This is a genomic window from Pantoea sp. F_5 (assembly GCF_008631595.1).
In the GTDB taxonomy this organism is placed as follows: Bacteria; Pseudomonadota; Gammaproteobacteria; order Enterobacterales; family Enterobacteriaceae; genus Pantoea; species Pantoea gossypiicola.
Window position 1 is genome coordinate 217143 of record NZ_VWUO01000006.1, and the last position, 12845, is coordinate 229987.

Annotated in this window: 12 protein-coding genes, 1 pseudogene and 1 riboswitch; of the genes and pseudogenes, 10 read left to right on the forward strand and 3 right to left on the reverse strand. The window is 50.6% G+C overall.

Annotated elements, in window-relative coordinates; translation table 11 throughout:
* Window positions 1-239 precede the first annotated feature (239 nt).
* The 9 genes from F3I44_RS10455 to F3I44_RS10495 all read left to right on the forward strand — a co-directional run bounded on the left by F3I44_RS10455 (window position 240) and on the right by F3I44_RS10495 (window position 9298).
* Window positions 240-2171: a BglG family transcription antiterminator gene (locus F3I44_RS10455; protein ID WP_150011333.1), complete on the forward strand. Its 1932-nt coding sequence runs from the start codon at window positions 240-242 to the stop codon at window positions 2169-2171.
* Between the two features lie 162 nt (window positions 2172-2333).
* Entirely contained in the window at window positions 2334-3605 is a 1272-nt protein-coding gene (locus tag F3I44_RS10460; protein WP_150011335.1) for a PTS sugar transporter subunit IIC, read from the forward strand.
* Window positions 3605-5050 carry a glycoside hydrolase family 1 protein gene (locus tag F3I44_RS10465; protein WP_150011337.1) on the forward strand — a complete coding sequence of 482 codons (1446 nt, stop codon included), beginning with the start codon at window positions 3605-3607 and terminating at the stop codon, window positions 5048-5050. The genes F3I44_RS10460 and F3I44_RS10465 overlap by 1 nt, the downstream gene beginning before the upstream one ends.
* Window positions 5047-5352, forward strand: a complete 306-nt coding sequence (locus tag F3I44_RS10470; RefSeq protein WP_150011339.1) for a PTS sugar transporter subunit IIB — start codon at window positions 5047-5049, stop codon at window positions 5350-5352. The genes F3I44_RS10465 and F3I44_RS10470 overlap by 4 nt, the downstream gene beginning before the upstream one ends.
* Entirely contained in the window at window positions 5352-5666 is a 315-nt protein-coding gene (locus F3I44_RS10475; protein ID WP_197042346.1) for a PTS lactose/cellobiose transporter subunit IIA, read from the forward strand. Before F3I44_RS10470 ends, F3I44_RS10475 begins: the two co-directional genes overlap by 1 nt.
* Before the next feature lie 131 nt (window positions 5667-5797).
* Window positions 5798-6547 carry a histidine phosphatase family protein gene (locus F3I44_RS10480; RefSeq protein ID WP_150011343.1) on the forward strand — a complete coding sequence of 250 codons (750 nt, stop codon included), beginning with the start codon at window positions 5798-5800 and terminating at the stop codon, window positions 6545-6547.
* Between the two features lie 188 nt (window positions 6548-6735).
* On the forward strand, window positions 6736-7641 hold the full coding sequence (locus tag F3I44_RS10485; RefSeq protein ID WP_150011345.1) for a LysR family transcriptional regulator: 906 nt from the start codon (window positions 6736-6738) through the stop codon (window positions 7639-7641).
* Window positions 7642-7739: 98 nt separating this feature from the next.
* Entirely contained in the window at window positions 7740-8681 is a 942-nt protein-coding gene (locus tag F3I44_RS10490; RefSeq protein ID WP_150011347.1) for a glutathione S-transferase family protein, read from the forward strand.
* Window positions 8682-8692: 11 nt separating this feature from the next.
* Window positions 8693-9298 (forward strand): alpha/beta hydrolase, encoded by a 606-nt coding sequence (locus tag F3I44_RS10495; RefSeq protein WP_150011383.1) that lies wholly within the window; start codon window positions 8693-8695, stop codon window positions 9296-9298.
* Here F3I44_RS10495 and F3I44_RS10500 read toward each other — a convergent pair.
* Window positions 9295-10110 carry a sugar phosphate isomerase/epimerase gene (locus F3I44_RS10500; protein ID WP_150011349.1) on the reverse strand — a complete coding sequence of 272 codons (816 nt, stop codon included), beginning with the start codon at window positions 10108-10110 and terminating at the stop codon, window positions 9295-9297. The genes F3I44_RS10495 and F3I44_RS10500 overlap by 4 nt on opposite strands.
* Window positions 10111-10231: 121 nt before the next feature.
* The gene (crcB, locus tag F3I44_RS10505) at window positions 10232-10609 is read right to left on the reverse strand and encodes a fluoride efflux transporter CrcB (protein WP_150011351.1); all 378 of its coding nucleotides are present in this window, start codon (window positions 10607-10609) and stop codon (window positions 10232-10234) included.
* An 87-nt stretch (window positions 10610-10696) separates the two neighbouring features.
* Window positions 10697-10772, reverse strand: a riboswitch (Fluoride riboswitch).
* Window positions 10773-10889: 117 nt separating this feature from the next.
* Here crcB and F3I44_RS10510 point away from each other — a divergent pair.
* Window positions 10890-11810 (forward strand): annotated as a pseudogene (locus F3I44_RS10510) (nucleoside hydrolase).
* Window positions 11811-11816: 6 nt separating this feature from the next.
* Here F3I44_RS10510 and F3I44_RS10515 read toward each other — a convergent pair.
* Entirely contained in the window at window positions 11817-12845 is a 1029-nt protein-coding gene (locus F3I44_RS10515; RefSeq protein WP_150019389.1) for a zinc-binding alcohol dehydrogenase family protein, read from the reverse strand.

Sequence of the window (12845 nt, forward strand, 5' to 3'; positions counted from 1 at the left end):
TGGCATTTATGTCTGACCGTCGAAATCGAACTGATTAACTTTATCAACATTCACTATTTTCATTAATAACATACTACTAATTTAGGAGTCCACGTACAGATATTGCCACTAAAAATTCATGGTAACAGTTAAAGGTAGTATCAATACAGGCAGTTATGGCACTCTCGACTTAGATTAAGTAAATCACCAGGATGGCTCCGGTCATGACTAAGCTTTAAAAATAACTGGAAAGTTCAAGAATGGCTCATCACTATTATGATCGTATAAGCTTTTTACTCAGATTGCTATCCGAGGCTAAAACCCCGTTATCCAGTGTCAGAATTTGTGAGAGCCTGCAGATAAAACCTCGCACATTACGCAATGATTTATCAGCCTACAAAAGCATGCTGTACGACAATGGTGTAGAAATTAAATCGCATCCGGGAAAAGGTTATCAACTGGTGATACTGAACAAGGAAAAATATAGCAGCCTACTTAATAAATTGAAAAAGGATGACCATCGCCATCAATTTGTTTCACCCATCTTTTTTCAGCGTCGCGTAGATTATATCATTCGCCAGTTACTTTCACGAAAAGAATACATTAAGTTAAATGATCTGGCAGATGAAATGTATATAAGTCGATCAACATTAAACAACTGTATAAAAGAGGTTCGCAAAGAAATAAAAACCTTTAATCTCTGCCTGCACATGAAAACAGCATATGGGGTAAAATTGATCGGAAGCGAGCTGAATATCCGTCATGCCATAGCCAAATATTTCATCTATAACAATGCACATCTCCCTTCCAGCACAAGTACTAAAACATCACGACAGAAAATTGCTAAAATCCTCAGAGATTGCTTACAGGATAATAATTTCCAGCTGACAGATACCGGATTCCACAATCTTATTATACATATTGAAATAGCACTAATGCGTATTGATCAAGGTGTTGATTATAATGATCATCCTGTAAATGCACCGGCACTTAAAATGCGTGATGAATACCGAATAGCCAGGCAAATTATCGATAACTGTGAGCGCTCTTTTGCGATCAAGTTTCCTGAGAGTGAGCAATATTTCATTGCCATTCACCTGGCCGGAAAGCGGAAGATCGATAACTATGATGTTACATTATCCTCTGACATTATCCATTTATTCGAAAAAATCACCTACAATATTAACAAGGAATTTTCAATTGATTTCTCAGAAGATTTTGAGCTTTTTCAATTACTGACGCTTCATATTATACCTATGATGGACCGCTTAAACCTGGGGCTAAAAATCAATAACCCACTTTTGGAGGAAATCAAAAGCGAGTGTGTCAAAGCATTTGAGATGGCAATCCTGGCTGGAAGTATTATCCAGCAGGAAACGATGTTGCAACTAAATGAGGCAGAAATAGGGTATCTTGCCATTCATTTTACTTTAGCTTTTGAACGCAAAGGTTTTCAGCCACATCCTTATAATCTTATGCTTGTCTGCGCCAGCGGAATGGGAAGTTCACAACTGTTACTCAACAAAATAAAAAGGCGCTTCACGCATTCGATTGGCAAGATTAACGTTGTACAGCTCTATGAATTGTTAGATGCAGATTTAAAAGATTATGACGTTGTCATCTCAACTGTTGATATACCTTTTAAAATCGGGCTGCCTTTAATACGCACCACCTGTTTTCTTGGAGAAGGAGATCTAAATCTATTAGCGCAATGGATGAGTAGACAAGCGCCCGCCCACCCGTCAATTAGCCGATTTTTTAGTCCAAAACTTTTTTTTACCGATCTGAAAAGTACTGAGCGCTATCAACTACTGGAGGAACTTTGTCAGCGAGTAACTGAGTATGTCGCAGTCGGCTCCGATTTTCTTGAAAAAATTATCGAGCGCGAAAAATTGTCTGCCACAGCATTCGGAAATGCTATTGCCTTTCCACACCCTTTACATCCCTGTGGTAACACAACATTTGTCGCTGTCGCACTCCTTAAAAAATCTATTAGCTGGGACAGACACGAAGTTCGCTATATTTTCATGCTTAATATACGAAAAGGAGAAAAAGAACCATTACAGTGCCTGCATGAGGGGCTTATTTCACTTATGGATAATAGTAAGAAGTTAGCCGCACTGGATAAGAACCCTACCTACAACACGCTGATAAAATTGCTTACTCGTGAGACATTCCAGTCTGAAGATTGATCCTTTTTAAAAAATGCCGCCACTATTGTGGCAAAAGTGTGTAAGCCTGCGCAACTGCCGTTCGAATACAATCTTTGGTCACCAGGGTGCGTATTTTTCACCTTAAATTTTGCGTTCAAGACTGTAAAGCCTATTCAAATATGCAAAAAACTGGAGAGTAACATGCGCAGTTCTACGACTTTTTTGGAAAATCACCTGATGCCGATCGTGACAAGGATTGGAAGTAATCGGGCGCTGATTGTCATTCGTAATGCTATGTGCGCCTGTATGGCGTTATTGATTATCGGCAGCACATCTATTTTATTGTCAAATATTCCATGGGAGCCGTTGGCACACTTTATGGCACCAGCCGCACCTATTTTTGATACCATATTTAATTCTACTACCGGAATCATGGGGTTGCTGACAGCCGCCAGCGTGGCTTACTACGGTGCCCTTGAATATAAACAGGATATATTTGTTACTATTGCAACGTCCGTTAGTCTTTTTGTTCTCAGCCAGTATCAATTAGTTAACGGTAATGAGTATCAGCTCAATATTGACGGGTTGGGAACGTCAGGCCTGATCAGTGCGATTCTTATCGCCTTTGTCACAATAAAGGCACTCTCACTCTTTAAACAGAAAAATATCACAATACGCATGCCAAAAGGAGTTCCTGACGCAGTAAGCGAGTCGTTCACCTCGTTACTGCCCGCACTCTTTTTGCTGGCGATTTTAAGCCTGCTGGTTGTTCTTTTTCACTTTAATATCAACGTAGCTGTAGCGTACTTACTGTCACCTGTCACTTATGTGCTGAATTCCGCACCAGGCTATGCTCTTTACCACATGCTGTGCGCGCTGGTCTTTTTCTGCGGTATTAATTCTCAGGTTGTTATTGGCATTGCTATGCCTTTTCTGATGCAGAATGGTGCGTTGAATGAAAAGGCTTTTCAGACCGGTGAGCAACTGATGTTTGCTGCAACAAATGCAACGGATGCAATGGTATGGGCGGGCGGTACAGGGGCAACGCTGGGCCTGGTGGTGCTGATGTCGTTTCTTGCTAAAAGCCAGTACTTCAAGAAACTGGGCAGAATGTCATTGGGCCCGGGACTGTTTAATATCAATGAGCCCATCATTTTTGGCACCCCCTTATGCTTCAACCCATTATTTATGCTTCCTTTTATTCTGACACCAGGGCTGATTGCTGGCAGCACTTTCCTGTTAATGCAGCATGGCATTATAGACATGCCTCATGTCGCAAACCTGCCCTGGACTACGCCTACTTTTATTGTCGGTTTCTTAATGACGGGTGGCAGCATGAATACAACGCTCTGGTCATTCATGATCGTTGTTATCTCCATGTTGATCTACTTTCCGTTTTTTCGTCTGGCGGACAAGCAACTCTATTTAAAGGAACAGCAGGACACTCTGTTACAGGATGAGGAAAGCAATTAATGGAACATATCAAATTAAATAATTTCCCCACTAATTTTTTATGGGGAGCGGCCACAGCCGCGTATCAGGTTGAAGGTGCAATTCATGAGGAAGGAAAAGGAGTTTCAGTGCAGGACAGCAGGAATTTTTCCAATGCGTTCCATGATACCACCGTCACATCAGACCATTTTCATCGCTTCCATGAGGATGTGGGATTAATGAAGGAACTGGGGCTGAAGTCCTATCGTTTTTCTGTGGCATGGACGCGTATTTATCCGGATGGCGTTAACATTAACCCACCTGGTATAGCTTTTTATAACCGGCTTATCGACGAACTGATTAGGAATGGTATTGAACCTCTGATTACGCTCTATCATTTTGATCATCCTCAGGCCCTGCAGGAATGTTTCGGCGGCTGGTATGGCGATGAGATGATAGAACATTTTTTACGTTTTGCAGCCACCTGCTTCAAGGCGTTTGGTGATCGGGTTAACTGGTTTATGACCCTGTGTGAATCAAATAATGTCGTGCTCTATCCCGATTTAATTGGTGGAGTGCCAGCCGGTGTAGAGGTGGAAGCCTGGCGTTTTCAGGTCAGCCGGGTTATGGCACTCGCAAATGCCAGAGTTATCCGCTTAGGTCGTGAACTATTACCCAATGCGAAAATCGGCCCCTGCATTGGCTATGCGGTTGCTTATCCGGCAACCTGTGCGCCACTTGATATTATGGCAGCACTGAATGAAGATGAATTCCGAACGTTTTATCCTCTTGATTTACTTTGCCTGGGCCGACAAAACACTGCTGTCGTCACTTTTTTCGCGCAACGCGGTTTAGATATTCGTTTACGACAGTCAGAACTTGACGAACTGACGTCTGTGAAGCCTGATTTTATTGCATTTAATTATTACCAGAGTGATGTTGCCAAAGCCTGTCCGTTAAATGATAAGGGGATTCAGCCTGGCTTTAATCGTGATGGAAAAAAAGGAGGTTTTACCTACCCTCGTTTTCCAGGTCTTTACGCCGGTGACAGCAACCCTTATCTGGAGCGTAATGACTGGGACTGGGAGATTGATCCGGTTGGGTTAAGAATCGCCTGCCGTAGGTTGTTTGACCGTTACCAGCTTCCACTCATAATCACTGAAAACGGCCTTGGCGCGTGCGATACGTTGATCGATGGGCAGGTCAATGACATTTACCGTATCGACTACCTTCAAAAACATATTTATCAAATGCAGTTAGCCATCACCGATGGCGTACCCGTTCTGGGATATTACCCCTGGTCTTTTATCGACCTGATGAGCACCAGCAACGGTTATAAGAAACGTTATGGATTCGTCTACGTTGATCGGGATGATAATGCTGTTAAAACACTGAATCGTTATAAAAAAGATAGCTTTCATTGGTATCAAAATGTTATTTCCAGTAATGGTCGTAATCTCAACAATAAACAAGGTTATTCAAAATGAAAAATATTCTACTAATGTGTTCAGCAGGCATGTCGACCAGTATTATGGTTAAAAAAATGACAGAGGCTGCGGCAAAGATTAATGCTGACGTCTCAATTAAAGCAATTCCTGAGCAGGCTCTTAGCGACCATCTCGCCAATACCGATATTATATTACTGGGTCCACAGGTGCGCTTTTTACAGGATAAAGTAAAGGCGGCTGCAAAAGACATTCCAGTCAGAGTGATAGATACGATGGATTACGGAATGATGGATGGTGAAAAGATATTACTTCAGACATTGAAAATTCTTGGAGAAAATTGATGGACACAGAACAAATCTGTTTTGAAATGATATGCCATGTTGGTGATGCACGCTCATGTTTCGTCGAAGCCATTCAGCATGCCAGACAGAAAAAATTCAACCAGGCTCGCGATTTAATTGAAAAGGGTAAGTTAAATTATAATCTCGGTCATGCGGTCCATGCCCGGCTCGTTCAGAAAGAGATGGAAGAAAATGTGAATCACCTCTCTTTAATCCTGGTTCATGCCGAAGATCAAATGATGAGTGCAGAAAATTTCAAAATTCTGAGTGAAGAGTTTCTCTTGTTATATCAGTTGTTACACGATAAGAGTTAATATGATACGACCGCATCCCTATCAATAACATCAGAAGCATGCTCTGTCTTCTGCATGCTTTCTGGCGACCACAAGTAAAGCATCTTTTTACTGGCACACAATTAATAAAAGAAATATTTAAGGCAAGACTTATGAAAAAGGCTAATTTCTTATTGATTTGTTTAATTTTTTTATTTTCTCCTCTGGCCAATGCCACTGATGTTTACATTTATCTGGTTCGTCACGGGCAAACGCTTTTCAATCTTACAGGTCAGGTGCAGGGATGGAGTGATTCGCCGCTCACTGAAAAAGGGATTTCTCAGGCAACACGTGCAGGAAAAGGATTATCAAATGTCGATTTTAAAACGGCTTTTAGCAGTGATGCTGGCAGAGCGCGAGCAACGGCCCGGATAATCCTTGCTGAAAACAAAAGCCCCAGCAAGCCTGATGTTACTGAGTTAACAGAGCTCAGAGAGTGGGGATATGGGGGATTCGAAGGACGTGATGATGCGGAATTGTGGCAGCCTCTTTTTGCTGCAAAGCATGTGGAGTTCAAAAAAGACTGGTCAACATGGGAAAACTTTACCGCCAGAATGAGTGACAAAGAAATCGCCGATGCGATTGCTCATAACGACAAGACTGGAATGGCAGAAAATTATGCGCAAATCACCGCCAGACTAAGGGAAGGGATCGAGAAAATTGTAAAAGAAACAGCAGAAAAAGGGGGCGGAAATAGTCTGGTCATATCTCATGGAAGCGCCATACCTACCCTGCTTTCTCTCTTTACACCTGAGCAATATCATGGCGAAAGTATCGGCAATGTCAGTCTGACAATTTTGCATTACCATGATGGAATTTTTACCATTAAAACCTTAGGCGACACACATTATATGCACGACTAGCGAGAGATAATCACCTGAGAAATACTGCAACGATCTGCTCTATGGATCGTCGAGACCAGCCCCGAGGATGGCGCTCAATGCCAGGGCTGTCTCTCCGCGCCAGCGAAAGGGTTAAGGCACGCAAAGTGAAGGCTGCATCGCCTGACTGCAGCTTCTATACTGCGACTTTACTTCCACAGGACTTCGCCATGGATCGACTCGATTGTGACCGGATGTTTGTCACGGTGCTGGAAACCGGCAGCTTTTCAGCGGCAGCGTTGCGTCTCGGTACCAGCAGCAGTCAGGCTTCTAAACTGGTTTCAAAGCTGGAGCAGCAGCTCGGCGTCCAGCTGTTTAAGCGTAGCACGCGCGCCCTCTCGCCCACCGACGTTGGCCGCAGCTATTATGAGCGGGTTAAAAACCTGCTCGATGCGTTTGAGACGCTGGATGCCAGCGTGCGTGAAAGCGCCACCACACCTACCGGCCGGCTGAAAATCAGCGCGCCTGGCTCCTTTGGCACGGCGGTGCTCTCTCAGGTACTGGTGGCGTTTGCCCGGCGCTATCCGCTGATTGAACTGGATGTCAGCTTTTCCGACCGGGCCGTGAACATCGTCGATGAGGGATTTGATATGGCGATCCGCATCGGCAACCTCAGCGACAGCAGTCTGGTCGCGCGCAAGCTGGGCGACGTGCATGTCCGCATAGCGGCCTCACCGATCTATCTTGAGCAGTTCGGTACGCCACAGCACTGGCGGGACATGGCGCAGCACCAGTGCATTATCGACACCAATTTCCGCGATCCCTGGCACTGGCCGTTTGTCAGCGGTGACGGCAGCAACGAGATTGTCACCATGCCGGTTCGGGGCCGTCTGCGCTTTGCCAACACCGAAGCCTGTCTGCAGGCAGTGATGGCCGGATTAGGTATTGCGCGTCTGCCCGGTTTCATCGCCACTCCTGCGCTGCAACAGGGTGATATTGTCCGGCTGCTGGATAACTTCGACACGCCGCCGCTGGGCCTGTTTGTGGTCTATCCACCCGCCCGTCATCTGGCGCACCGGGCGCGCCTGCTCATCGACTTTCTGGTGAGCCACTTTACCCACTTCCCGCCCGTGTGATTTCTTCCATAATGGAAGAAATGATTGTCTTTATAACCGGATTATCAGCCGTTTAGTCATCAGTTAAGCTGCTTCTCAAAACAGAGAGGAGTCGCGCGATGTTAGTAGAAGGCAAATGGAGTAGTGACTGGCATCCGGTGCAGGCTACCGATAAACAGGGCGGCTTCGTCCGTCAGACGTCCGGTTTCCGGCATTTTATCAGCAGCGATGGCTCCACGGCATTCGCCGCCGAACCCGATCGCTACCACCTCTATGTAGCGCTGATCTGTCCATGGGCGTCGCGTGCGCTGATCGCCCGTAAGCTCAAGGGGCTGGAATCGCTGATCGGCGTGACGGTGGTCGAGCCGCAGCTTGGCGCTCAGGGCTGGCGCTTCGGCAACTTTCCCGGCGCGCAGGCGGACCCGCTGAATAACGCGCAATACCTGCATGAAATTTATACCCGCGTCGCGCCCGACTATACCGGACGGGCCACTGTGCCGGTGCTATGGGACAAAAAAACCGCCACCATCGTCAGCAACGAGTCTGCGGACATTGTGCGCATGTTTAACAGCGGCTTTGGCGCTCTGGCCGATAACCGCATCGACCTTTATCCCGCCGCGCTGCGTGCGGAGATTGATGCCCTGAATGAGAGCCTCTATCCGCGTCTGAATAACGGTGTTTATCGCGCGGGCTTCGCCACCACCTTAGTCAGCTATCAGCAGGCGTTTAATGACGTTTTCAGCCAGCTCGATGAACTGGAGGCACTGCTCAGCGATGGTCGTACTTTCCTGCTGGGTGAACGGCTGACGGAAACCGACATCCGGCTGTTTGTGACCCTGATTCGCTTTGACGTCGCCTATCATGGCCTGTTCAAATGCAACCTGCGCCGGATCCGCGACTATACGCTGCTGAACCGCTATCTTAAGAGCATGTTGTCGGTCTCTGGCGTACGTGAAACGGTCAACATTGACCATATCAAACAGGGTTACTACTCGATCAAGGCGCTGAAACCGAACGGCATCGTTCCGGCGGGTCCTGATCTGAGTGAATACGGTTTATAAATGGAGCAATGATGGCAAAAGCACTGGTGATTTTTCTGCATGGCGTGGGCAGTAACGGCGACGATCTGGCACCGATTGGCCGTCACTGGGCGACGCTGTTGCCGGATGTGGTTTTTGCCTCTCCTAATGCACCTGAACGTTTCCCCGCCGGTTTTGGCTGGCAGTGGTTCAGCCTGGCAGACGTGACGCCAGAGAACCGGCCTGGTCGGGTTCGGGCGGCACGGGCCGCGTTTGATGCGACCCTCAGCGAAATCGTCGCGCAGCACGGCTTTGCCGACCGCTGGCAGGATGTGGTGCTGGTGGGCTTCTCTCAGGGGTCGATCATGGCGCTGGATGCGCTGGCGTCTGGCCGTTATCCGCTGGCGGGCGTGGTCGCCTTTTCCGGTCGCCTGGCGGTTGACGGCGAATTAACCCCGCAGGCTCATGTGCCCGCGCTGCTGATCCACGGTCAGGCCGATGAAGTCATCCCGTGGCAGGAGAGCGAATCTGCGGCGGCCCGGCTGCGAGCCGCAGCGGTGCCGGTCGACGCGCGCTTTGAACCCGCCACCGGCCACACCATTTCTGCTCAGGGTGCCATGCACGCCGCCGTGTTTATCGGGCAGTGCTTACAGGATTAACCCCAGTAGCGCGTTAACGCCTGCCAGGCATGGCGGGCAGCCACGTCGGGCGGCAGGCGTTTCAGCGCATCGTTAAAGACTTCAATCCCCACCGGTCCCTGATAGCCCGCGCTTTTGAGCTTATCGACAAAGCGCTCAACGTCGATAATCCCATCGCCGGGCAGCAGACGCTGGTGCTTCGCCATCGCCATCAGGCTCTGCTTATCCTGCGCGGGAACGGCGGCCATGTCACACAGCTGAACTTCATAGATGCGATCGGCGGGAATGTTATCCAGATGGGAGGCATCACCGCCCAGCGCACAGATATGGAACAGATCGACCACCAGCCCGATATTGGGCTGATCGAGCCGCTGCAATCGCTGCCACGCCAGCGGCAGCGTGTTATCTACGCTGCACCAGGCCATCGGCTCATACATAATGCGCATGTTGTATCGCGCAGCTTCAGAGGCCATCCAGCGCAGGTCATCGTCAATCTGATCGGCACAGCAATCTTCACGGGTGCTGGCCGGTGCCTGAATGGTGTCACAGCCCAGCGCCTGGGCAATCTGTATAAACTGGCGCAGCTCTTCGCGCTTCTGAGATCGCAACGCGCTGGGTGCGCCGGTGAAATCACGCAGCACCTGCAGATTGGTAAAGCCGGGTCCCTGTCGTGCGCTGATCTCAGCCAGTGCCGCTGCACCGCCTTCATACGCGTCGACATCCTCGCGCCAGATCTCGACCTGATCAAAACCGGCGTCACGCGCCGCCTGCAGCTTCTGCCCGGGTTCACCGTTTAACAACACCAGGTTAAGGAAGGTGGGATTGGTTCGCATTGCTCGGCTCCTTAATCGTCCGGAATAATCGGTGAGGTTCAGCGTCAGCGCCGCGCATTATCCGATGCACGGCGCTGATGCCCGAAATCAGCATCTCGTAAGCGGTATGACGCGCACCGGGTCAACCCAGCAGCGTGACCAGTGCGAAACCGGCAAACGCCATCAGCAGCGAGCCAATCACATGCACCAGCGCGCTGGCCATCGCCCAGAAATACTTCCCTGATTGTAGCAACCCCATTAATTCCGCAGTGAAAGAGGAGAACGTCGTCAGCCCGCCGCAGAGTCCGGTGACGATTAACAGTTTCCAGATCGGGTCGATGTCGGGATGGCGGACAAACCAGGCCATCGCCCCGCCGATGACCAGACCGCCGATCAGATTCACCAGCAGCGTGCCGGGTGGCAGGTTGGGAAAGAGTGCATTAAAACGCATCGCGAACAGCCAGCGCAGTACGCAGCCGGCAGAGCCGCCGATCATCACAGCCAGTAACGGTTTAAACATGTCTTGCTCCTGATTACAGAGTAATGCGGGGCTGGGGGGAGAGGCAGAGATAAACTGCGCCTGACACCTCAGCTCCCGCGAAAGGATTGAGTGTCAGGCGTCATCAGCCGGTGTTAAGCCCACCGGCGGTTGGGAAAGGTGGCACGCCATCACCTTGAGCCGGTGATAATACGACGCCCGTTTCGGGCTGGCAAGAGTGCGCGCAGGGCGGCTGAATCGCTTGACGATGTGACTATTACCGGGGTAATGCTGAAGGTTTACAGCCTGTTGCGGAGAGCCTATGCGTACCCTGATTTTTGATACTGATATCGGCGTGGATGACGCCTTTGCGCTGGCTTATGCGGCGCGGACGCAGCATCTGCTGGGGATTACCACGGTTTTTGGCAACGTGGCGGTGGGTCAGGCGGTGAAAAATGCCCGGCTATTCTGCGATAAAATGGCGATTAGCGCGACGGTCTGGCGCGGCTGTTCACGGCCGCTGGCGCTGGCCCCCTCTGCGCCCGCCAGGCTGCACGGGGAAGATGGGCTGGGCGATGCGTTTGATAATGCGTTTAGCGATCAGGCACCGGGCGCGGTGCAGTTTATTATCGACAGCGTGCGGGCGCAGCCGCATCAGATCACCCTGGTGGCGATTGGCCCACTGACCAATATCGCCACGGCCATTAATCAGGCACCGGATATTATTCCGCTGGTGAAAGAGCTGGTGATTATGGGCGGTGCGTTTGGCACCGACGGGCACAGTGGCAACGTGACGCCCTTCAGTGAATTTAATATCTGGAAAGATCCGCACGCCGCCGATCAGGTGCTCGCGTCGGCGCTGAATGTGGTAGTGATCCCGCTGGATGTCACGCACAAGGTGCTGATCAGCGGCGAAGAGGTTCAGCGTCTGAATCAGCCGGTGCTGAGCGCTATCTGTCGCCCTTACCTGGCTTACAGCCTGGCAAAAGAGGGTTTTGCGGGCATGGCGCTGCACGACACCCTGGCGGTGGCCTAGCTGACGCTGCCGCAGGCCTTTACGCTCACCGAAAGCCCGCTGCGGGTGATTACCGAGGGCATCGCCTGCGGTCAGACAGTGCGTAAACTGAACGCGCTGGCATCACGAGCCGATCCGTTTGCCGGTCTGCCCGCCCAGCGTATTGCGCTCGGCGTGGATGCCGACGCGGTGCGGGCGCACTTCTTTGAGACCCTCACCGCGCCCTGAATCACGTTACCTGTCGAAGTGAATCACGCCTTTGATCAGTTCGCGATTGTTGATGACCTGCACCTCAAAGGTTTCATCCAGCGTGGAGAAAGCCAGATGGTGATTCAGCATCATGTCGGCGCGCAGCTGGCCGCTGGCCATTAATGCACGCACCCGATCAAAGTCTTCACGGGTGGCGTTGCGGCTGCCCATCAGCGTGGCCTCTTTTTTGTGGAATTCACTGTCCGGGATGACCAGATCGCCTTTGTGCAGACCGACATAGACGATGGTTCCGCCGTGTCGCATCAGGTTGACCGCGTTATTCATCGCCGCCGGGCTGCCGGTGGCGTCGATCACTTTCAGTGCCAGACGGCCACCAAACTGCTCGCGCAACGCAGTATCGAACGCCTCATCAGCCGGATTCAGTGCCGCCAGCCCGAGCTGGTCCGCAACATGCTGGCGACGGAATTCGCTGGTATCCGCGACGACCACCTGTGCGCCGCTGGCGGCGGCAATAGCGGCGACACCCAGTCCAATCGGCCCGGCACCCACTACCAGCACCTGCTCATCCGCCCCGATTCCGGAACGCCGCACCGCATGAGCGCTGATGGCAAACGGCTCAATCAGCGCGGCTGCTTCCGGTGCCACCTCATCTACCGCCAGCAGGGTGCTGACCGGTACGCTTAGATAGTCGCAGAAACCGCCATCCTGATGCACACCAATCACCGAGATCTGCTCACAGCAGTTGGTTTTGCCGCTCTGGCAGGCGTCGCAGCGCAGGCAGGAGATGTAGGGCATCAATGCTACCCGCTGGCCCGGCTGAAAGCCCTCAGCGCCACTGCCCAGCGCCACCACTTCCGCACAGATTTCATGGCCCAGCACCCGTGGATAGCTGAAGAACGGCTGATTGCCGGACCAGGCGTGGATATCAGTGCCGCAGATCCCGGCGGTAAGGATTTTAATCAGCGCCTCGCCCGCGGCAGGCGTTGGGGTGTCGCGAGTCGCCCAGACCATCTTACGTGGTTCAGCGATGAGCAGTGCTTTCATTGTTGTCAT

Bases quoted from the DNA above. Each gene is read 5' to 3' on its own strand.
- F3I44_RS10455 (WP_150011333.1), top strand. From the start codon at position 240: ATGGCTCATCACTATTATGATCGTATAAGCTTTTTACTCAGATTGCTA.
- F3I44_RS10460 (WP_150011335.1), top strand. From the start codon at position 2,334: ATGCGCAGTTCTACGACTTTTTTGGAAAATCACCTGATGCCGATCGTG.
- F3I44_RS10465 (WP_150011337.1), top strand. From the start codon at position 3,605: ATGGAACATATCAAATTAAATAATTTCCCCACTAATTTTTTATGGGGA.
- F3I44_RS10470 (WP_150011339.1), top strand. From the start codon at position 5,047: ATGAAAAATATTCTACTAATGTGTTCAGCAGGCATGTCGACCAGTATT.
- F3I44_RS10475 (WP_197042346.1), top strand. From the start codon at position 5,352: ATGGACACAGAACAAATCTGTTTTGAAATGATATGCCATGTTGGTGAT.
- F3I44_RS10480 (WP_150011343.1), top strand. From the start codon at position 5,798: ATGAAAAAGGCTAATTTCTTATTGATTTGTTTAATTTTTTTATTTTCT.
- F3I44_RS10485 (WP_150011345.1), top strand. From the start codon at position 6,736: ATGGATCGACTCGATTGTGACCGGATGTTTGTCACGGTGCTGGAAACC.
- F3I44_RS10490 (WP_150011347.1), top strand. From the start codon at position 7,740: ATGTTAGTAGAAGGCAAATGGAGTAGTGACTGGCATCCGGTGCAGGCT.
- F3I44_RS10495 (WP_150011383.1), top strand. From the start codon at position 8,693: ATGGCAAAAGCACTGGTGATTTTTCTGCATGGCGTGGGCAGTAACGGC.
- F3I44_RS10500 (WP_150011349.1), bottom strand. From the start codon at position 10,110: ATGCGAACCAATCCCACCTTCCTTAACCTGGTGTTGTTAAACGGTGAA.
- crcB (WP_150011351.1), bottom strand. From the start codon at position 10,609: ATGTTTAAACCGTTACTGGCTGTGATGATCGGCGGCTCTGCCGGCTGC.
- F3I44_RS10515 (WP_150019389.1), bottom strand. From the start codon at position 12,845: ATGACAACAATGAAAGCACTGCTCATCGCTGAACCACGTAAGATGGTC.